The 18266-nt window shown below is 67.6% G+C and carries 20 protein-coding genes; 4 read left to right on the top strand and 16 right to left on the bottom strand.

Annotated features, from left to right (window positions below):
- Positions 1 to 235: 235 nt before the first annotated feature.
- Positions 236 to 568 (top strand): lysozyme inhibitor LprI family protein, encoded by a 333-nt coding sequence (locus H512_RS0102440; RefSeq protein WP_026782170.1) that lies wholly within the window; start codon positions 236 to 238, stop codon positions 566 to 568.
- Between the two features lie 99 nt (positions 569 to 667).
- On the opposite strand, the gene H512_RS25555 is transcribed toward H512_RS0102440, so the two are convergent.
- Complete coding sequence (locus H512_RS25555) at positions 668 to 1342, bottom strand: L,D-transpeptidase (RefSeq protein WP_245585338.1); 675 nt, start codon at positions 1340 to 1342, stop codon at positions 668 to 670.
- A 142-nt stretch (positions 1343 to 1484) separates the two neighbouring features.
- A complete protein-coding gene (locus H512_RS0102430; RefSeq protein WP_026782169.1) occupies positions 1485 to 2192 on the bottom strand; it encodes a L,D-transpeptidase in 708 nt (235 codons plus the stop codon).
- Between the two features lie 312 nt (positions 2193 to 2504).
- Between H512_RS0102430 and H512_RS0102425 the strand changes: the two genes are divergently transcribed.
- Positions 2505 to 3209, top strand: coding sequence for a protein phosphatase CheZ (locus H512_RS0102425; protein ID WP_026782168.1), 705 nt, complete (start codon positions 2505 to 2507; stop codon positions 3207 to 3209).
- 126 nt (positions 3210 to 3335) lie between these two features.
- A complete protein-coding gene (locus H512_RS0102420; RefSeq protein ID WP_156899316.1) occupies positions 3336 to 3968 on the top strand; it encodes a DNA-3-methyladenine glycosylase I in 633 nt (210 codons plus the stop codon).
- Position 3969: 1 nt separating this feature from the next.
- Here H512_RS0102420 and H512_RS0102415 read toward each other — a convergent pair whose 3' ends face one another.
- Both H512_RS0102415 and H512_RS0102410 read right to left on the bottom strand, forming a co-directional pair.
- The gene (locus tag H512_RS0102415; RefSeq protein ID WP_026782166.1) at positions 3970 to 5157 is read right to left on the bottom strand and encodes a TCR/Tet family MFS transporter; all 1188 of its coding nucleotides are present in this window, start codon (positions 5155 to 5157) and stop codon (positions 3970 to 3972) included.
- A complete protein-coding gene (locus tag H512_RS0102410; RefSeq protein WP_026782165.1) occupies positions 5154 to 6077 on the bottom strand; it encodes an NADP-dependent oxidoreductase in 924 nt (307 codons plus the stop codon). Before H512_RS0102410 ends, H512_RS0102415 begins: the two co-directional genes overlap by 4 nt.
- Before the next feature lie 153 nt (positions 6078 to 6230).
- Between H512_RS0102410 and H512_RS0102405 the strand changes: the two genes are divergently transcribed.
- Positions 6231 to 6869, top strand: coding sequence for a TetR/AcrR family transcriptional regulator (locus tag H512_RS0102405; protein WP_026782164.1), 639 nt, complete (start codon positions 6231 to 6233; stop codon positions 6867 to 6869).
- A gap of 138 nt (positions 6870 to 7007) precedes the next feature.
- On the opposite strand, the gene hisG is transcribed toward H512_RS0102405, so the two are convergent.
- The 12 genes from hisG to H512_RS25550 form a co-directional block, all read right to left on the bottom strand.
- Positions 7008 to 8003: an ATP phosphoribosyltransferase gene (gene hisG / locus H512_RS0102400; RefSeq protein WP_026782163.1), complete on the bottom strand. Its 996-nt coding sequence runs from the start codon at positions 8001 to 8003 to the stop codon at positions 7008 to 7010.
- Positions 8000 to 9136, bottom strand: a complete 1137-nt coding sequence (locus H512_RS0102395; protein WP_026782162.1) for an ATP phosphoribosyltransferase regulatory subunit — start codon at positions 9134 to 9136, stop codon at positions 8000 to 8002. The genes hisG and H512_RS0102395 overlap by 4 nt, the downstream gene beginning before the upstream one ends.
- Entirely contained in the window at positions 9133 to 10626 is a 1494-nt protein-coding gene (hisS, locus tag H512_RS0102390) for a histidine--tRNA ligase (protein ID WP_036789722.1), read from the bottom strand. Before hisS ends, H512_RS0102395 begins: the two co-directional genes overlap by 4 nt.
- A 143-nt stretch (positions 10627 to 10769) precedes the next feature.
- A complete protein-coding gene (locus tag H512_RS0102385; RefSeq protein ID WP_026782160.1) occupies positions 10770 to 11186 on the bottom strand; it encodes a DoxX family protein in 417 nt (138 codons plus the stop codon).
- Between the two features lie 162 nt (positions 11187 to 11348).
- Positions 11349 to 13154: an ABC transporter ATP-binding protein/permease gene (locus tag H512_RS0102380; protein ID WP_026782159.1), complete on the bottom strand. Its 1806-nt coding sequence runs from the start codon at positions 13152 to 13154 to the stop codon at positions 11349 to 11351.
- A gap of 171 nt (positions 13155 to 13325) precedes the next feature.
- Positions 13326 to 13541, bottom strand: a complete 216-nt coding sequence (gene brnA / locus H512_RS0102375; RefSeq protein ID WP_026782158.1) for a type II toxin-antitoxin system BrnA family antitoxin — start codon at positions 13539 to 13541, stop codon at positions 13326 to 13328.
- Positions 13528 to 13791 carry a BrnT family toxin gene (locus H512_RS0102370; protein ID WP_026782157.1) on the bottom strand — a complete coding sequence of 88 codons (264 nt, stop codon included), beginning with the start codon at positions 13789 to 13791 and terminating at the stop codon, positions 13528 to 13530. The genes brnA and H512_RS0102370 overlap by 14 nt, the downstream gene beginning before the upstream one ends.
- A 106-nt stretch (positions 13792 to 13897) precedes the next feature.
- Positions 13898 to 15529: a chaperonin GroEL gene (groL, locus tag H512_RS0102365; protein WP_026782156.1), complete on the bottom strand. Its 1632-nt coding sequence runs from the start codon at positions 15527 to 15529 to the stop codon at positions 13898 to 13900.
- A 55-nt stretch (positions 15530 to 15584) separates the two neighbouring features.
- On the bottom strand, positions 15585 to 15872 hold the full coding sequence (gene groES, locus H512_RS0102360) for a co-chaperone GroES (protein WP_026782155.1): 288 nt from the start codon (positions 15870 to 15872) through the stop codon (positions 15585 to 15587).
- A gap of 156 nt (positions 15873 to 16028) precedes the next feature.
- On the bottom strand, positions 16029 to 16919 hold the full coding sequence (locus H512_RS22285; protein ID WP_053239506.1) for a DMT family transporter: 891 nt from the start codon (positions 16917 to 16919) through the stop codon (positions 16029 to 16031).
- 119 nt (positions 16920 to 17038) lie between these two features.
- Positions 17039 to 17533, bottom strand: coding sequence for a GNAT family N-acetyltransferase (locus tag H512_RS0102350; RefSeq protein ID WP_026782154.1), 495 nt, complete (start codon positions 17531 to 17533; stop codon positions 17039 to 17041).
- A 16-nt stretch (positions 17534 to 17549) separates the two neighbouring features.
- Positions 17550 to 18137 carry a hypothetical protein gene (locus tag H512_RS25550; RefSeq protein ID WP_053239505.1) on the bottom strand — a complete coding sequence of 196 codons (588 nt, stop codon included), beginning with the start codon at positions 18135 to 18137 and terminating at the stop codon, positions 17550 to 17552.
- Between the last annotated feature and the right edge of the window lie 129 nt (positions 18138 to 18266).

Genomic DNA, 18266 nt, shown 5'->3' with positions numbered 1-18266 from the left:
TCGATCTTCGCAATCGGGGAAGACCGCCGGTCCGGCCTCGGCGCCACGCCGGCGCGCGAAATTCACCAAACCGGCAAAAGCCGGCATTTGCTCCCAAAAACGTCATCTTCCTGGTGTTGATGGCGGCTGATGTCGACCGTACATGAACGACCATGGACGTATGCCGGGATCATACGTTAAACTTGATTATCCAGCTCGGCGAAAGAACGGTCGTTTGAGCGGACGGGAGCAGGCGATGAGCGGATTGGTGGCAGGTTCGGGCATCATTGCCATCGTCTTTCTGACGATGATGGCGCTGCCTGCCAACGCCGCCCAGCCGAGCTTCGACTGCGATGGCGCCAAGTCGGAAGTCGAGCGGCTGATCTGCGGCGACGACGCCCTGGCCGATCTCGACCTCAGGCTCGCCAAGGACTTTGCCCGCGCGCTGGCCCGCGCCAGCGCCGATCAGGTGGGCTCGCTCAAGACGTCGCAACGCGCCTGGCGGGCGCAGATGCTGAAATGCGCCCGCACCGATGATCCGCGCGGCTGCGTGCTGGACGCCTACACCAAGCGCATCGCCCAGTTCTAGCACCCCGCGCCCCGAATTCCGCCGGGCCGGCCGTCAGGCCGCAATCCCGGCTGATTTCGGCAGGCTTCGACGCAGGTCCCGGCAGGGGCGCCGGTCGCCTCAGCGCACCACCACCCGCGTGCCCACCTTGACGCGCTCGTAGAGATCCATCACGTCGGCATTGGCCATGCGGATGCAGCCCGAGGAGGCGTTGGTGCCGATGCTCTTCGGCTCGAAGGTGCCGTGGATGCGGAACAGCGTGTCCTTGGGGCCGTCATAGAGGTAGAGGGCGCGGGCGCCGAGCGGGTTGCCGATCTGCCCTTCCATCATGTCCGGAATGTTGTGGCCGCGCGCCGCCTCGCGGGCGATCATCTCCTTGGGCGGGAACCAGCGCGGCCACTTCTGCCGGCTGCCGATCTCCACCGTGCCCTTCCAGGAAAAGCCCTGGCGGCCGACGCCGACGCCGTAGCGCATCGCCTTGCCGTCGTCCTCGACGAGGTAGAGATGCTTGTCGCCGGTATCGATGATCACCGTGCCCGGCGGCTCGTCGGTCGGGAAATCGATCTCGGCCCGCCGGAACGGCTCGGGCGGCAGCTGGTCGCCGGAGAGGTTGAGGTCGCGCGGGTCGTCGGCGGTGTCGTCCGGCAGGTAGGACAGCGGCTTGACGGGCTTCTCGATGGCCGGCGGCGGCTTGGGCGGCTCCACCGGCTTCGACGAGACGCAGGCGGACAGGGCAAGCCCGGCTGTGAGCGCCAGCATCAGCGGACGCGCCGGACCAATGGACATTTTCATCATGGAGAAACCCGGAGACTTGCGGAAACGAATCATGGTCGATGTCGGGAAACTAGGAGGCGGCGGTCCCGCCTGTCGAGACCGCCGCCGCTCAAAGGGGTAGATGCCGCCCGGCCGGACGCGAAAAAGCGCCGGGGTGAGGCGGCTATATCACGATCACCCGCGTGCCGACCTTCACCCGCTCGTAGAGATCGGTGACATCCTCGTTGCGCATGCGGATGCAGCCCGACGACACGGCGTGGCCGATCGTCCACGGCTCGGCCGTGCCGTGGATGCGGTAGAGCGTCGAGCCGAGATACATGGCGCGGGCGCCGAGCGGGTTCTTGGGGCCGCCGGGCATCATCACCGGCAAGCCGGGCTGGCGCTGCCGCATCTCGGCCGGCGGATGCCAGGAGGGCCACTCGGCCTTGCGGGTGATGCGGTGCTCGCCGGCCCAGGTGAAGCCCGGCCGGCCGACGCCGACGCCATAGCGGCGCGCCGTGCCGTCGGCCTCGACGAGGTAGAGGAAGCGGTTCCTGGTATCGATGACGATGGAGCCGGGCACGCCGGGACCGTCGTAGGCCACCTCCTGCGGCAAGAGTTCCGGCGCCAGCGGCTGGCTGCGCGGATCGACCTTGCGCGCCACCTTGGCCTCGGCGGCCGGCGGCGCCGACCAGGTGCGCGGGCTCCGCGCCTCCGGCGCCGCGTAGATCGGCCGGTTGCCGGGCTGGAGCTGCATCACCCAGGGATCGGTGAGGTTGGGCGACAGCACGATCGGCGGCGGCGCCAGATAGCGACCCGCCTGGGCGGCGGCCGGACCCGATGCGGCCACGACGGCGGCAATGCCCGCAAGGAACAGGGCGGCAGCTTTCATCGGTTGAACCCTCGATGGTGGAGACTTCGAACAGCGCCGCGGACTGGCCGTCGACGCCCGGAAAAGGCTAGGCGGGGGCGCTCTAGGAATGGTGAACGGCAGGCGACCGGCTTCGCTACAATTGGAGCGATCTTTCGCCATGGTTAAGGAAGCGTATCGCGTATCGTTTCAACTATCTGAAACTGTGCAGGAAATTTTAGCGGATCTGTTTCCGGCATACGCGTTGTTAACCGCCTCGCTCTAAATTTGCTCCGTCGGCAGCGTCGCCGGAATTTGACGATACTTCCCGATTTCGGACGCGAGGAGTGTAATATGGCGTTGGCTCGCAAGGCTTATCGTATCGAAGCTATGCTTGGCGTCGGTGCCGCGTCCGGGCCGGCAGGCGGTTTCGGCGCCGATGCGATTCTTCAGGAGCTGAGCGAGATCAAGAAGCTGGTCAAGCCGCATCAGGAGATCAGCAAGGATATCATCGCCGACTACCAGAAGCAGTTCACCGAAGCCTACAAGCTGAAGACCGAGATGGACACCATTCAGGAAGCGATCTCCCGCACCAAGCAGGAAATCGCCAGCCTGCATGTCTCCGGCTTCAAGGGCGAGGACATGAGCCGCGTCACCGACGAGCTGGACGCCGTCGTCCAGGGTACCGAGAACGCCACCGAGAGCATCCTGTCGGCGGTGGAACGGATCGACGACGACGCCAACAACCTCGTCGCCCACCTCAAGGGCGAGCAGCAGGCGATGGCCGCCGACATCCAGGAGCGGGTGCTGGCCATCTACGAGGCCTGCAACTTCCAGGATCTCACCGGCCAGCGCATCACCAAGGTGGTCAACGTGCTCCGCTTCATCGAGGATCGCGTCAACCGCATGATGGAGATCTGGGGCGGCATGGAGGCCTTCAACACCATCGAGGCCGACGAGTCGCTGCGCCGCGTCGGCGACGCCGCTCTGCTCAACGGTCCGGCGCTGCCGACCGCCGATTGCGCCACCCAGGACGACATCGACGCCCTGTTCGCCTGACCGGCCGGTCCGGGACGCAATGCCGAGGCGGCCGGTTTCCCCGGCCGCCTTCTTACTGCTGCCATTTTGCGGCGGCGGCGGCCGCTAGCCTCGCTCCGCAACGATCACCGGACGAGAGGGATGGGCATGGACGGCATCATCGACGGCATTGTCGCGGACGAAGACGGGGTCAGGCGCTGCGCCTGGGCAAGCGGCGATCCGCTCTACCGCCGCTACCACGACGAGGAATGGGGCCGGCCGGTCAAGGACGATACGCGCCTGTTCGAAAAGCTTTGCCTCGAAGGCTTCCAGTCGGGCCTGTCCTGGCTGACCATCCTCAGGAAGCGCGACAATTTCCGCGCCGCCTTCCAGGGCTTCGACATTCCGACCGTCGCCGCCTTCACCGACGCCGACATCGAGCGACTGGTGCAGGACGCCGGCATCGTCCGCCATCGCGGCAAGATCGTCTCCACCGTCAACAACGCCCGCCGCGCGCTGGACCTGCAACAGGAAGCCGGCTCGCTGGCCGCTTTCGTCTGGCGCTACGAGCCCGATCCGGCCAGCCGGCCGGCGTCTTTCACGCGGGCCGACGTGGTGCCGAAGACGGCGGAATCGACGGCGCTGTCCAAGGCGCTCCTGAAGCGCGGCTGGAGCTTCGTCGGCCCCACCACCGTCTACGCCTTCATGCAGGCCATGGGCCTCGTCAACGACCACTTCACCGGCTGCGACATCCGCGACACCGTCGAGAGGGAACGGGCCGCCTTCGTCCGTCCGAAATGACTCACGCTCCCGCCGGCCGCGCCGTCCGGGTGCCGACGAGCACCAGCGGCACGGCGATGGCGTAGATGGCCACCACCGACAGCCAGATGGCGCCGGGCCATGCTTTCTGGACCGCGAAGTAGAGCGTCGAGAAGCCGAGCGGGGCGACGATCGAGGAAAGGCTGACGGTCGATGTCAGCACGCCCTGGAACTGGCCCTGGCGGCTGTCGTCGACCTGCCGGGTGGCCAGCGCCTGAAGCGCCGGCATGCCGATGCCGACGAGAGTGAAGATCGGCATGACGGCGAACACGATCCAGCCTTGCCTCGCGAAGGCCATGGCGACGAGAGCGATGCTGGCGCCGGCGATGCCGGCGATGGCGGCCCAGCGCTCGCCGAGCAGCCGGCTCGCCGGGCCAGGCAGGAGGGCCTGCATCAGCGTCTGGCAGACGCCGAACGCGCCGAGCGACAGGCCGATCCACAGACCGTTCCAGTGGAAGGTGTCGAAGCCCCACAGCGCCCAGCAGGTGCCGTAGGCCTCTCCGGCGCCGCTCAGGAAGAACACCACCAGGACGATCGGCAGCAGCCCCTTCATCGACAGCACCCATTGCAGCGGCCGGAGCGGGTTGAGCGCGGCGAGGTCGATTCTCCGGCCGGAGGGCGGGCGCGATTCCGGCAGGATGAACCAGGCCAGCAGGAGATTGCCGGCGTTGAGCAGCGCGGCGGCGATGAACGGCAGCCGCAGCCAGGTGTCGCCGAGCACGCCGCCGAGCACCGGACCGACGATGAAGCCGGCGCCGAACATGGCGTTGAACAGGCCGAAGCGTCGGGCGCGCTGGTCCTCGGGCGTGATGTCGGTGATGTAGGCCATGGCCACGGTGACGTTGGCGCTGGTCAGGCCGGCGATGGCGCGGCCGAGCAGCAGCATCCATAGCTGCGGCGCGAAGGCCATGATGACGTAGTTGACCGCCGCGCCGGCCAGCGACAGCAGCAGCACCGGCCGCCGGCCGAGGACGTCGCTCAGGGCGCCGAGCACCGGCGCGAAGACGAACTGCATGGCAGCGTAGAGCGCGATCATGATGCCGATGGTGGGCGCGATATTGCGGCTCTGCGTCACCTCCTCCAGAAGGCGCGGCAGGATGGGGAAGACGAGGCCGATGCCCACGGCATCGAGACAGACGGCGGCGAAGATGACGGCGAGGGGTCTGTTCATGAGGAAGCCGGACCCTGGGCAACGCAAACAACGAGCTTGCCGGTGACGTGTCCTCCGGCGCTGGCCTCCTGCGCCTCCGCCACGCCGTCGAGCGGAAAGGTTCGTTCCACCGGCAGCCGGAACAGGCCATTGGCGCATAGCTCGGCCGCGACAGCCAGGATCCGCGCCGGATCCTTCGGCGGCCCGTGCGAGAACTTCGCGCCATGTTGCTCGGCCGAGAAATCGGCGACCGAGAGAACGCGGCGAGGATCGCCGACGATGTCGATCAGCTCCGGGATGATGCCGGAGCCGGCGATGTCGAGCGCGGCGTCGACGCCATCCGGCGCCAGCGCCTCGACGCGAGCCTTGAGGCCCGGCCCGTAGGTCGTCGCAATGGCGCCGAGATTGCGGAGATAATCCTGCTTCGGCGGGCTGGCGGTGCCGATCACCGTGATCCCCCGCAGGCGGGCCAACTGGACGACGGCCGTGCCGATGCCGCCGGCCGCGCCGCTGACCAGCAGCGTCTCGCCGGTGAGAACGCCGACTTCGTCGAGCGCGCGCGTCGCCGTGTCGAAGATCACCGGCAGGCCGCCGGCCACCTCGAACGGCAGGTCGGCGGGCTTCGGCGACCAGTGCGTCAGCACCGCCTGTTCGGCCATGGTGCCGTCGCCGAAGCCGAACACGGCATCGCCGATCGACACGCCGGCAACGCCGGGGCCGACCTCGTCGACGATGCCGGATGCCTCGACGCCGACGCTGGCCGGGAATTCGACGCGCTCAAAGGCGCGGTACTGCCCGGCCCGGCGTTTCCAGTCCGACGGATTGACCCCGGCGGCCCGCACGGCGATCCGCACCTCGCCGGGGCCGGCGTGCGGCGCCTCGATCTCGACCAGCCGCAGAACCTCGGGGCCGCCGTAATCGCTGAACCGTACCGCCTTCATGAGCATCTCCTTCCGGCCTGCCGGCTGCGCCACGGCGTCCAGTGCCGTACCGAGCCTAATTATGTACCGGGTATACGTTTGGTTACGCCGTCGCCGGTCTCACGTCAACGCAAAATGTGTACCCGGTATAGAAATCGTGCTATCGATGGCGCCATGCCGATGCCGACCGACCGCCGAACCCGCAAGCGCCTTGCCACGCGCCGCACCATTTCGTTTGCCGCCGATCGCCTGTTCCGCGAGCGGGGTTTCGACAACGTGACGGTGGACGAGATCGCCGCCGCCGCCGATGTCGGCCGGATGACGGTGTTCAATCATTTCGCCCGCAAGGAGGATATGTTCTTCGATCGCGACGAGGAGGGCCGCGACATCCTGCGCAACGCCTTGCGCCAGCGCGACCCCGCCGTTTCACCGGTCGAGACGCTGCGCCGGCTCGCCCATCGGCTGGTCGCCGAGCGGGTGCCTTTCCTCCGCTTCACCGATGCCAGTCAGGATTTCATCCAGACGGCGGAAGACAGTGAAACGCTGAAGGCGCGGGCGAGGGCGATCCGCGACGAACTGGCGGCGGTGGTGACGGCGGCGCTGGCCGAGGATGCCGGCCGGGAGGCCGACGACCCCGATGCCCGTCTGGCCGCCGGGCTGCTGCTGGCCACCTGGACCGTTGCCTTTCTGGAAGCGCACCGGATCTTCCGGCAGGCGCGCGACGGGGAGAAGGCGAAGGCCGCCTTGCTTGCCCTCGTTGACAAGGGCAGCCACGGCGTGGCGGCGGCGATGGCCGGCACGCCCTACGCCTGACGGCGCCGATACGTCATACCAACTCGCGAAGACGCCGACGCCTCCGCTCATTGAGGCCATTGCCGATTTCTCGTTTGCATCAGTGGCGCAAGAAATCGGCAAGCGGAATAGCCGGGAGTCCTTTTCAATGCCCCCCGGCTATTGTCCGAGTCGCGCTTCCAGCTTCTCGTAGAGCGCGTTCTCGGCCTCGAAGACGTATTCCACCGAGGAGATGGTGACGGTGGTGGCGCCGCGGCCGATCAGCGCCTCGGCTTCGGCCTGGGCGCCGGCCCTGGGCACCAGCAGGCTGAGGCTCTCGTCGTGCAGCGACATGATCGTCAGCTCGGGGCGCGACCGCAACTCGTCGGGCAGCATCGACGACGGCCGGATCACCGCGTCGATCCGCCGCACCGAGCGCGCCCGGTCGTCGGCGGCGATGCGGGTCAGCATGCTGCGGCAGGCATCGCGGGTCGCCTCCGTCCAGCGGGCGGCCAGCGAGGCGGTCAGCGCCGCTTCCGAACGCATGATGACGCCGTCGTCGACGATCTTCAGACCGTTCTCGACCAGCGTCTGGCCGGTGGAGGTGATGTCGACGATCAGCTCGGCGGTGCCGGCGGCCGGCGCGCCCTCGGTGGCGCCGGGGCTCTCGACGATCAGGTAGTCGTGGACGCCGTGGGCGTTGAGGAAGCGCCGCGTCAGCGCGACATACTTGGTGGCGACGCGCATCGGCCGGTAGTGCTTCAGGCGGAAGCGGGCGGCGACGTCGGCAAGGTCGGCCATGGTCTGCACGTCGAGCCAGGCCTGCGGCACGGCCACTACCACGTCGGCGCGTCCGAAGCCGAGCCGCGTCACGATGTGAGCCGGGGGCGGCGCCTCCTCGGCGTCGAGGCGGTCGCCGTCGTCGCCGCCCAGCGTCTCGTGCAAGAGGTCGATGCCGGTGACGGCGAGATGCACGTTGCCGGCGCCGATCTCGCGGGCGATCTCCGAGGCCGAGCGGAACTGCACCTCGACGCCCTTCAGGCCGTCGACGGTGCCGAAATAGTCGCGGGCGCCGCGCGCCTGGCGGATCGGCAGGCCGGCCCGCTCGAAGAAGGCCAGCGTCTGCTCCTGAAGCCGCCCCTTGGACGGCACGGCGACGATCAGCGGTTCGGTCATGACGGCCTCCGGAAACGCTCGGGCCAGACGGCGAAGCCGACGGCCTTGACCGCCTCGGCGGCCTTGAAGTGGCGGACGAGACCGTCGTAGCGGCCGCCGCCGCTCACCTGACCGACGTCGAGGCGGTCGGCGTCGTAGACGTCGAACACGAAGCCGTCGTAATAGCCGAGGCGGCGGCCGAAGCCGGCGGCGTAGTGCAGCGTCGCGAGGTCGACGCCGAGCGCGGCGATGGCGGCGACGCGCGCCTTGAAGCGGTCGACGGCGGCGCGGAACGGCGGCCGGTCGCCGATGCGCTGGGAGAGCACGTCGAGGCGGGCGATGCCTTCGTCGATGGCGAGGTCGCCGCCGCCGTCGTCCTGCATGGCCATGAAGTCGGAGATGGCGGTGATGGTGTCGGCCGGCACGCCGTCGGAGGCGGCGAGCATCGCCTGTTCGAGCACCCGCTCGGCGATCTCGCCGGTGGTGCGGCCGCCGACCGTCCGGACGCCGGCGATGGAGAGGATGTCGGCGAACAGCTGGCCGACCTTCTCGGCCGGGAAGGCGCTGAGCGCCTCGATGATCTCGGCATGCGCCGCAAAGCCGGGGAAGCCGAAGCGGCGCTGCTCAAGGCGGGCCAGCGTGTCGGCGATCTTGTCCGGCTCGCCGAACAGGTCGGTCAGCCGCGCCCGCCAGGCCGGCGGAATGTCGAGCGCCGACAGCAGCGCCGAGAACAGGGCGACGTCGCCGACCACGATGCGCTGGCGCGTCACGCCGCAGGCGGCGGTGATCGCCACGGCGTGGGCCAGCGCCGCCGCGTCGGTGGCGACGGGCTCGTGGTCGCCGAGAATCTCGCCGCCCACCTGCCACACCTCGTCGGCCTCGCCGGGCCGGCCATTCCGGAAGATGCGGCCGGAATAGCAGTAGCGGCCGCCGGCTGGCTCGGCGGCCAGCATGGTGCGCACCACGGGAATGGTGAACTCGGGGCGCAGGCACCAGTCATGGCCGTTGTTGGACGACGTCACAAAGATGCGGCGTCGGAACTCCTCGCCGGAGATGCGGACGAAGTCCTCCATCGGCAGCAGCACCGGCACGTCGACGGCGGTGAAACCGGCTGCCCGGAAGCTGTCGAGGGCGATCTGGATGGCGTCGGTCATGCCGCGCCTCCGGCGGCTTCGACGATGGCCCTGACCTCGGCGACGAGGTCGGCGCGGGCGACCTCCTTCTGGGCCGGCCGGGCGGCGCGCCACTCGGCGTTGTCGGTGATGCCGGCCGACAGCTCCTTGCCGAGGGCGAGGTCCTTGATCTGGACGATGCCGGCCTCCCGCTCGTTGGAACCCTCGATGACCACGCAGGGGGCGTTGCGGCGGTCGGCGTATTTCATCTGCGCCTTCATGCCGGAGGCGCCGAGATACATCTCGGCGGCGATGCCGGCGGCGCGCAGCTCGGCCACCATCTTCTGGTAGCCGGAGAGCGCTTCCGGCGCCTTGTCCATCACCAGCACGCAGACCGGGCCGCTCACCTTGTCGGCGCCGACCTTGCCGAGTGTCCTGAGCGCCGCCATCAGGCGGGAAACGCCGATCGAGAAGCCGGTGGCCGGCACCGGCTCCTTGAGGAAGCGGCCGACCAGCCCGTCGTAGCGGCCGCCGCCGCCCACCGCGCCGAAGCGCACCGGCCGGCCGTCGTCGCCGGTCACCTCGAAGGTCAGCTCCACCTCGAAGACGGGGCCGGTGTAATATTCGAGCCCGCGCACCACCGACGGGTCGATCTTCACCCGGTCGGCATAGCCGGCGGCCGCCACGAGGTCGGCGATCAGCCTCAGCTCATCGACGCCCTCCGTGCCGCGGACGCTCTTGGCGACCAGCTTGCCGAGATTGCCGGCGGTGGCGGCAGCCGTGTCGGCGCCACTCGCCACGAAGGAGAGCACCACCTCGGCGGCGTCGGCCGAAAGCCCGGCGCCCTTGGTGAAGTCGCCGGACTTCTCCTCCGGGTTCTCCCAGCGGCCGGCGCCGAGAAGATCGCGCACGCCGTCCGGTCCGATCTTGTCGAGCTTGTCGATGGCCCGGAGCACGGTGAGGCGACTCGCCGCCTTGTCGTCGCCGGCAAGGCCGATCACCTCCATCACCCCGTCCAGCACCTTGCGGTTGTTGACGCGGACGACGAACTGGCCCTTGAGGCCGAGCGCCTCCATGGTGTCGGCCATCATCATGCAGATCTCCGCGTCGGCGGCCACCGACGGCGCGCCGACCGTGTCGGCGTCGAACTGCATGAACTGGCGGAAGCGGCCGGGGCCGGGCTTCTCGTTGCGGAACACCCAGCCGCTCCGATAGCTGCGGTAGGGCTTGGGCAGTTTCTCGTGGTTCTCGGCGTAGAAGCGGGCGAGCGGCGCGGTCAGGTCATAGCGAAGGCTGAGCCACTGTTCGTCGTCGTCGAGGAAGGAGAACACGCCCTCGTTCGGCCGGTCCTGATCGGGCAGGAATTTTCCGAGCGCATCGGTGTATTCGAAGAGCGGCGTTTCCACCGGCTCGAAGCCGTAGAGTTCATAGGTATGCCGGATAGTCTCGATCATCTTCTGCGTCGCCTTGAGTTCGGCGGGAGTGCGATCGACGAGACCGCGCGGCAAGCGCGCCTTGAGATAATCCGACATCGGTTCTGAGCCCTGGATAGCGGCCGTAACCGGCCAAAACAGCGAAACCCGCGAGCGGGTGCACGCGGGTTTCCAAGTAATCGATCGGCGGGCAAAGGGCAAGGCGGAGAGCCGCCCCTCCGCCTCACGGTTGTGTTGTCCCGTCAGCTCTTGCCGAGCTTGGCATCCACCGACCACGGCCCGGCGCCGGCGCCGACCAGCGCCAGGAAGCCGCCGGTGATGGTGACGTTCTTCATGAAGGACAGCCAGTTCATCATGTCCATCATCTCCTGGCCCGGCTGGCCGGTGATGCCCTTGTAGTGGAACAGGTAGCCGGAGAGCAGGGCGAAGCCGGCCAGGAGGAAGGCGGCGATGCGGGTCTGCCAGCCGACCAGCACGGCGAGGCCGCCGCCCAGCTCGGTCAGGATGACCAGCGGCAGGAGGATCGACGGCACGCCCATCGATTCCATGTAGCCGGCGGTGCCGGCATAGCCGGTGATCTTGCCCCAGCCGGAGGTGATGAAGATGATCGAGAGAAGAATACGTCCGGCGAGCAGAGCCGGGGCCTTGATGCTGTCCATGGCAGGTCCTCCAGGAACGAGAGATGCGGGCGGCATCGCCTGACGCCGATCCTGTCCGTATAGCTACGGAGAGGCGGCCGGCATAGCCATGAAAAGAGCGACGCATTGTTCCCGTCAAGGAGACAATGCGTCGAGGCTGTTCTTGAAGGGCCGGATGCGCGATCAGGCGGCCGGCAGCGGCGTCGCCCGGCCGAGCACGAAGGGTCCGCCGTCCGCCTTCCGGAGCACGACCAGCCCGTCGTGCAGCGGCTTCAGCGACGAGCGGTGGCCGATGGAGACGATCGCCGCCATTGGCAGCCGCTCGCGGAGCAGCCGGTAGAGCGTCGCTTCCGACGCCTCGTCGAGCGAGGCGGTGGCCTCGTCGAGCAGCAGGAAGTCGGGTTTGGCCAGGATGGCGCGGGCGATGGCGATGCGCTGCTGCTCGCCGCCGGACAGCCGCGAGGCGAGGTTGGGGCCTTCGGAGAGGTCGTCGAGCTTGTCGGCGAAGGCGCCGAGGCCGACGGCCATCAGCACGTCGCGCACCGTCGCGTCGTCGTAGGTTCCGGCCGGATGCGGATAGGTGAGCGCCTCCCTGAGCGTGCCGAGCGGCAGGTAGGCGGTTTGCGGCAGCACCATCACGCTGGCATCGGCCGGCAGGGTGATCTCGCCCGAGCCGAACGGCCAGATGCCGGCGATCGCCCGGAACAGCGAGGTCTTGCCGGCGCCTGACGGGCCGGAGATCAGCACCGTCTCGCCGCGCGAGAAGGCGGTGTCGTCGAGGCGGACCAGCGTCCGGCCGTCCGGCAGGGCGATGGTGGCGCCGTCGGCGGCGATCGTCTCGCCGGCCGTCGGCTTCAGCGTCACGCCCGGCCGGGCGGCGGCGGCTTCGGCGACGTCCATCGCCCGTTCGAAGGTGGTGAGACGATCGAGCATCGCTTTCCAGTCGGCGATGCTGGTGTAGAGGGAGACGAAGACCGAGAAATTGTCCTGGACGCGGCCGAAGGCCTGCCCGGTCTGCATCAAGACGCCGAGCTGCATGGTCGAGCCGCCGAGGAAATAGGCCGGCGCCAGCATGATGAAGGGGAAAACCTCGGAGAACTGGCCGAAGAACAGCGTGAAGGTCCTGAGGTTGCGGTTGGCGTCCATCAGGGCGTACCAGTTGGTCACCACGCGTCCGAAGGCGCCGCCGAACACCCGCTTTTCCGGTTCCTCGCCCTTCAGCAGGGCGATTTCCTCGGCGTTCTCGCGAACCCGCATCATCGAGTAGCGGAAGTCGGCCTCGAAATGCTGCTGCTGGAAGTTCAGCTTGATCAGCGGCCGGCCGATCAGGTGGGTGATATAGGTTCCAAAGACCGAGTAGAGCACCGCCGCCCAGACGAGATAGCCGGGAATGCTCACCAGGTTGAAGCTGCCGATGGAATAGGGGAACTCGGCCGAGATCGCCCACAGCACCATGGTGAAGGCGTAGAGCGTCAGCACCGTGTTGAACAGTTGGACGACGATGGTCAGCGTCGTCAGGATGAAGTCGCGGATGTCCTCGGCGATACGCTGGTCGGGGTTGTCGGCGAGCATGCCGTGCGCGCCGAGACGGTAGTAGTTGGCGTTGTTCATCCAGCGATTGACGAAATGCTCGGTCATCCAGGCGCGCCAGCGGATGCGCAGCCAGCTCGTCAGATAGATCTCGATGACGCCGGAGGCGACCATCGTGAAGGCTATGAGGCTGAAATAGCCCAGCTCCGCCCAGAAGGTCGGGCCGTTGCGGTCCTGCAGGGCGGTGTAGAACCGGTTGTTCCAGGCGTTGTACTGGACGTTGAGATAGACCTGCGCCACGTTGATAGCGAGGATGATGCCGAGCAGGCCGAGGCCGATCCAGCGCTCCTGCAAACGGAGAGTGAACCATCGAAAGGCGAGTTCGCCTTGTCGCCTCTCCTTGAAATAGGGGATGGCGAGGCGCCAGGCCAAGGCGAGCGTCGCAAGGATTGCTTTCATCTGATGTCCCCGAGAGGCGGTTCAGTACGGCGAACTGATGCAGAAATCCCGACGCGGAGACAACGGAAAACCGCAGCCGCGCTTGGACAGTCGCCCGATTTCAAGGTCGCGACAGCACGGCCCGATCGCGGCGACATTGCGGCGGCGCGGATGAAGCTTTGGTAAGGCGGATTATTCGAGCCGTTCGGCGATCCAGAGCTTGATCAGCGCCTGCCGGGTGACTCCGAGACGGCGGGCGTGACGGTCGAGTTCGTCCACCACCCAGGAAGGGAAGTCGACGTTGACGCGGCGCGCGGCAAGGCCGGGCCGCTTGGCCTTCTGCCAGTCGAAGTTTTCCGTAACATCGTCGCCGGCATCGAACTTTTCGTCGAGATCAGCAGCCTTCATAGAATTCGACCTCCTGTTCTCGCGACCGGCGCACGGAAATGATCCGAATGCGGTCCCCGCGCAAGGTGCATATGGCTGACCAGTGACGCTCGCCGATCCGGCCGATGACCATGAACCGAGGTTCGTCGGTTGGCTTGGCCGGCACCTCGATGCGCAATGGATCAAGCCAGAGCGCCTGGGCTTCCTCGAAATCGATGCCGTGCTTGTCCTTGTTGGAGGCACTTTTCGCCGGATCGAACTCGAACATCATGCCATCCCGAACTGATATAGAAAATATACCATTTCCTGAGAGGTACAAGTCAACAAAAAGGGCGCCGCTCGCGCGACGCCCCGTTTTGTCAGCCGAGCTGGACTTCTTAGAAGTCCATGCCGCCCATGCCGCCGCCCGGCATGGCGGGAGCGGCTTCCTTGCGCGGCAGCTCGGCCACCATGGCTTCGGTGGTGATGAGCAGGCCGGCGACCGAGGCGGCATCCTGCAGCGCGGTGCGGACGACCTTGGTCGGGTCGATGATGCCGGTCTGGATCATGTCGACGTACTTCTCGTTCTGGGCGTCGAAACCGAAGGTCTCGCCCAGCTCGGCCACCTTGCTGACCACGACCGAACCCTCGACGCCGGCGTTGACGGCGATCTGGCGGATCGGCGACTCGAGGGCGGCGAGCACGATCTTGATGCCGCGCTCGATGTCGAGGTTGTCGGACGTCAGCTTGGCGACGGCCTTCTTGGCGCGCAGCAGGGCGGCGCCGCCGCCCGGCACGATGCCCGCCTCGACGGCGGCGCGGGTAGCGTTGAGCGCGTCGTCGACGCGGTCCTTCTTCTCCTTGACCTCGACCTCGGTCGAGCCGCCGACGCGGATGACGGCGACGCCGCCGGCCAGCTTGGCAAGGCGCTCCTGCAGCTTCTCGCGGTCGTAGTCCGAGGTGGTCTCCTCGATCTGCGCCTTGATCTGGGCAACGCGGGCCTCGATGTCGGCCTTGGCGCCGGCGCCGTCGACGATCGTGGTGTTCTCCTTGGAGATCGACACGCGCTTGGCATGGCCGAGCATGGCCAGCGTGACGTTCTCGAGCTTGATGCCGAGGTCTTCGGAGATCACCTGGCCGCCGGTCAGGATGGCGATGTCCTCAAGCATGGCCTTGCGGCGATCGCCGAAGCCCGGCGCCTTGACGGCGGCGATCTTCAGGCCGCCACGCAGCTTGTTGACGACGAGCGTGGCAAGGGCTTCGCCCTCGACGTCCTCGGCGACGATCAAGAGCGGACGCGACGACTGGACGACGGCCTCGAGCACCGGCAGCAGGGCCTGCAGGTTGGAGAGCTTCTTCTCGTGGATGAGGATGTAGGGATCGTCGAGTTCGGCGACCATCTTCTCGGCGTTGGTCACGAAATACGGGCTGAGGTAGCCGCGGTCGAACTGCATGCCCTCGACCACTTCGAGCTCGGTCTCGGCGGTCTTGGCTTCCTCGACGGTGATGACGCCCTCGTTGCCGACCTTCTGCATGGCGTCGGCGATCATCTGGCCGATCTCGGTCTCGCCGTTGGCGGAGATGGTGCCGACCTGGGCGACCTCGGCCGAAGTGGAGATCTTCTTGGAGCGGGCGTTGAGGTCCTTGACGGCCTCGGCGACGGCGAGGTCGATGCCGCGCTTCAGATCCATCGGGTTCATGCCGGCGGCAACCGCCTTGGCGCCCTCGCGGACGATGGCCTGGGCCAGCACGGTGGCGGTGGTGGTGCCGTCACCCGCCTTGTCGTTGGTCTTCGAAGCGACTTCGCGGACCATCTGGGCGCCCATGTTCTCGAACTTGTCGGCAAGCTCGATTTCCTTGGCGACCGACACGCCGTCCTTGGTGATGCGCGGAGCACCGAAGGACTTCTCGATCACCACGTTGCGACCCTTCGGGCCGAGCGTGACCTTGACGGCATCGGCGAGGATGTCCACGCCGCGCAGCATCTTGTCGCGAGCGTCGGGACCGAATTTGACTTCCTTGGCAGCCATGGGATTCTTCCTTGAAATGAGAGAGGTTGACGGAGGACGGACTGGTCCGGATGGATCAGCCGATGATGCCCATCACGTCGGATTCCTTCATGATCAGGAGGTCCTGACCGTCGATCTTCACCTCGGTGCCCGACCACTTGCCGAACAGCACCTTGTCGCCGGCCTTGACGTCGAGGGCGACGAGTTCACCCTTCTCGTTGCGGGCGCCGGGGCCAACGGCCACCACCTCGCCCTGCTGGGGCTTTTCCTTGGCGGTGTCGGGGATGATGATGCCACCGGCGGTACGCTCCTCGGACTCAAGCCGGCGGACGACGACGCGGTCGTGCAGGGGACGGAACTTCATGTTCGGCTCCTCGTTTCTGAGCTGCCCGTGGCGCGCGCGCTCTTGCCTCGCGGGCCACGGCGAAAAATGGATGCTGTTAGCACTCGAAAGAGGTGAGTGCCAAGCGGGTCGGAAATAGGCGCATACCCATCGGCTGTCAAGGCCCGATCCGGTGTTCTACGGATGGGCTTTCTCGGTGCGCCTCTCGGGTGCGCGCCCCGGCTGAACCACGGCGAGGCAGGCGCCGATGATGATCATCGAGCCGAGAAGGGTGAAGAGGCTCGGGATCTCCGAGAAGAAGACCATGCCGAAGGTGACGGCCCAGATCAGCGCCGTGAACTCGAACGGGCCGAGCAGCGTCGCCGGCGCGTGCTTGTAGGCCCAGGTGATGGCGTAATGGCCGGCCGTGCCGAGCGCACCGATGGCCAGGAACATCGAGAGCGTGCCGGCCGGCACCGGCTGGAACCACAACAGCGCGAAGGGCGCGGCGATTGCCGTGTTGATCAGGTTCTGCACCAGGATCATCTGCGACACGCTGTCGTGGGCGGTGTCGCGGCGCGACATGATCATCGACAAGGCGTAGGCGACGGCCGAGGCCAGCGCCATGGCGAAGCCGAGCGGGCTGCCGGCCCCGGACGACAGCTTCTCGGCCAGCATGACCACGACGCCGGCAAAGCCGATGGCAGTGGCGACCAGCGAGCGGCGGGTGACCGGATCGCCGATCATCACCGAGGAGATCAGCACCATGAAGAACGGCGAGGTAAAGGTGAGGGCCACCGTCTGGGCGAGCGGCAACTCCTTCAGCGCGCCGAAGAACAGGGCGGCGCAGGTGACGCCGGCCACCGACCGGCCAAGGGCGCGGCGGACGGTTGCCCAGCTTGGACGGAGCTGCCCCTGCGTGGCGCCGGCCGCCACCGCGAACAGCGAACCGGCGGCATAGCGCAGGAACACCACCATCACCACCGGCGTGCCGTAGGTGGTCGCCTTGACCAGTGCGTCGAGGCCCGAGAACAGGAAGACGGCGACGAAGGCGGCGCCGGCCGCTTGAAGGCGCATCGACGGCTGCATGGGAACTCCGGAAAGGCCGGGGCGCGGGGTGCGCTCGCGGCTTCTACGCCGCGGCTGGGTCGGCGGCAAGCTCAGCCTAGGGAACGCCGCCGACCGAAAATGGCAGCAACAGCCGGCGGCTACGCCGGCTGCGGCAGATCCAGCCGGTAGGCGAACTCCCAGCCGTCCGTGGCGTCGGCGAGGTAGCGGACGACCGGCTGACGGGCGAAGCCGAGCTTCTCGTAGAAACGGTGGCCGGACAGGAAGCGGGTATCGGTCCACAGCTTCAGCGTCCGGCAGCCGCGCGCCCGCGCCTCGGCGATCGCCGTCTCGTAGAGCCGCAACGCCAGGCCCGAACCGCGCCGCCGCCGGTCGAGATAGACCTTGTTGATCTCGAATACGCCGTCGTCGTCGGGCGAGGATATGGCAAACGAGCCGACGATCGCGCCGCCATCCTCGGCGACGAACAGCCGGCCGCCGCGCCGCTCGTAGTGGCTGGCCGGCGCGGCCAGCTCCGGAAACTCGGCGATGACGAAGGGGCAGCCGTCGTATTCGCCGAACACGGCGGCGATCAGATGGGCGATGCCGGCGCCATCGGCATCGATGGCCGGCCGGATGAGGGGCTGTTCGGTCATGGTCGATCTGAGACGGTCAGTTGGCCGGCGGCGTGGCGGCGATGGTGAACGGCAGCTCGAACTCGCCCCTCTTGGCGGAGTTGCGGTCGTTGAGCTTGGTCACCAGCACGTAGTCGCCGGGCTTCAGGCCCTTGAAATTGTAGACGATGTAAACCTGGAATTCCTTGTTCCGCCGGCGCGAGGCCATGTCGAGGGAAGCAAAGCCCTCCTGGGCATGCAGGATCTGGCCGCGCGTCGTCCGAAGCTCGAAGTCGGCGGAGAAGTCGATCTTGAACAGGTCGCCTTCCTTGCCGAAGCCGTAGCCGAACGGCTCGGCGTAGACCAGCATCTGCTCGTCGGGCTGGAAGACCGCATTGGGGCGGGTGTCGTAGATGCCGAAGCCGGCCGGCTTGCCGGTGACGAAGGTCGCCTCGGAGAAGCCGAGCGGTGCCGCGTCCCAGGCGGCGTTGAAGGCGGCCTCCAGCGAGGCCAGCGCCTCGACGGCCTTGCCCTCGGCGAGCAGCGCCTCGGCGGCCTTGGCGTCATCGAGAATCGGCCCGGCGATGGCCGTCGACGCCGCCATCAGGCAGGCGGAAAAAGCAGCAAGAAAACGCAACCCCTGCATAGCCCCTCATCCTTCCCCCGGCGCCCTCCGGTTGAGCGCGCCGGGCATGTTCAGCCGCCTGCCGGCATCCCGCCGGAAGGTCGATGCTTCCGCGCCGCCCCGTGAGCGCGACCCGTCCACTATCTCTCT

Origin of the sequence: Pleomorphomonas koreensis DSM 23070 (assembly GCF_000425185.1) — a bacterium.
GTDB lineage: Bacteria > Pseudomonadota > Alphaproteobacteria > Rhizobiales > Pleomorphomonadaceae > Pleomorphomonas > Pleomorphomonas koreensis.
Note: the sequence above shows the minus strand (reverse complement) of the source record. Positions and strands in the feature narration are given on the sequence as shown.

Coding starts and splice junctions, on each gene's coding strand:
- groL (WP_026782156.1), bottom strand. CDS start 15,529: ATGGCTGCCAAGGAAGTCAAATTCGGTCCCGACGCTCGCGACAAGATG.
- H512_RS0102430 (WP_026782169.1), bottom strand. CDS start 2,192: ATGAAAGCTGCCGCCCTGTTCCTTGCGGGCATTGCCGCCGTCGTGGCC.
- H512_RS0102440 (WP_026782170.1), top strand. CDS start 236: ATGAGCGGATTGGTGGCAGGTTCGGGCATCATTGCCATCGTCTTTCTG.
- H512_RS0102410 (WP_026782165.1), bottom strand. CDS start 6,077: ATGAAGGCGGTACGGTTCAGCGATTACGGCGGCCCCGAGGTTCTGCGG.
- H512_RS0102395 (WP_026782162.1), bottom strand. CDS start 9,136: ATGACCGACGCCATCCAGATCGCCCTCGACAGCTTCCGGGCAGCCGGT.
- H512_RS0102415 (WP_026782166.1), bottom strand. CDS start 5,157: ATGAACAGACCCCTCGCCGTCATCTTCGCCGCCGTCTGTCTCGATGCC.
- H512_RS0102380 (WP_026782159.1), bottom strand. CDS start 13,154: ATGAAAGCAATCCTTGCGACGCTCGCCTTGGCCTGGCGCCTCGCCATC.
- H512_RS22285 (WP_053239506.1), bottom strand. CDS start 16,919: ATGCAGCCGTCGATGCGCCTTCAAGCGGCCGGCGCCGCCTTCGTCGCC.
- H512_RS0102420 (WP_156899316.1), top strand. CDS start 3,336: ATGGACGGCATCATCGACGGCATTGTCGCGGACGAAGACGGGGTCAGG.
- groES (WP_026782155.1), bottom strand. CDS start 15,872: ATGAAGTTCCGTCCCCTGCACGACCGCGTCGTCGTCCGCCGGCTTGAG.
- H512_RS0102385 (WP_026782160.1), bottom strand. CDS start 11,186: ATGGACAGCATCAAGGCCCCGGCTCTGCTCGCCGGACGTATTCTTCTC.
- H512_RS0102405 (WP_026782164.1), top strand. CDS start 6,231: ATGCCGATGCCGACCGACCGCCGAACCCGCAAGCGCCTTGCCACGCGC.
- H512_RS25550 (WP_053239505.1), bottom strand. CDS start 18,137: ATGCAGGGGTTGCGTTTTCTTGCTGCTTTTTCCGCCTGCCTGATGGCG.
- hisS (WP_036789722.1), bottom strand. CDS start 10,626: ATGTCGGATTATCTCAAGGCGCGCTTGCCGCGCGGTCTCGTCGATCGC.
- hisG (WP_026782163.1), bottom strand. CDS start 8,003: ATGACCGAACCGCTGATCGTCGCCGTGCCGTCCAAGGGGCGGCTTCAG.
- H512_RS25555 (WP_245585338.1), bottom strand. CDS start 1,342: ATGATGAAAATGTCCATTGGTCCGGCGCGTCCGCTGATGCTGGCGCTC.
- H512_RS0102350 (WP_026782154.1), bottom strand. CDS start 17,533: ATGACCGAACAGCCCCTCATCCGGCCGGCCATCGATGCCGATGGCGCC.
- H512_RS0102425 (WP_026782168.1), top strand. CDS start 2,505: ATGGCGTTGGCTCGCAAGGCTTATCGTATCGAAGCTATGCTTGGCGTC.
- brnA (WP_026782158.1), bottom strand. CDS start 13,541: ATGAAGGCTGCTGATCTCGACGAAAAGTTCGATGCCGGCGACGATGTT.
- H512_RS0102370 (WP_026782157.1), bottom strand. CDS start 13,791: ATGATGTTCGAGTTCGATCCGGCGAAAAGTGCCTCCAACAAGGACAAG.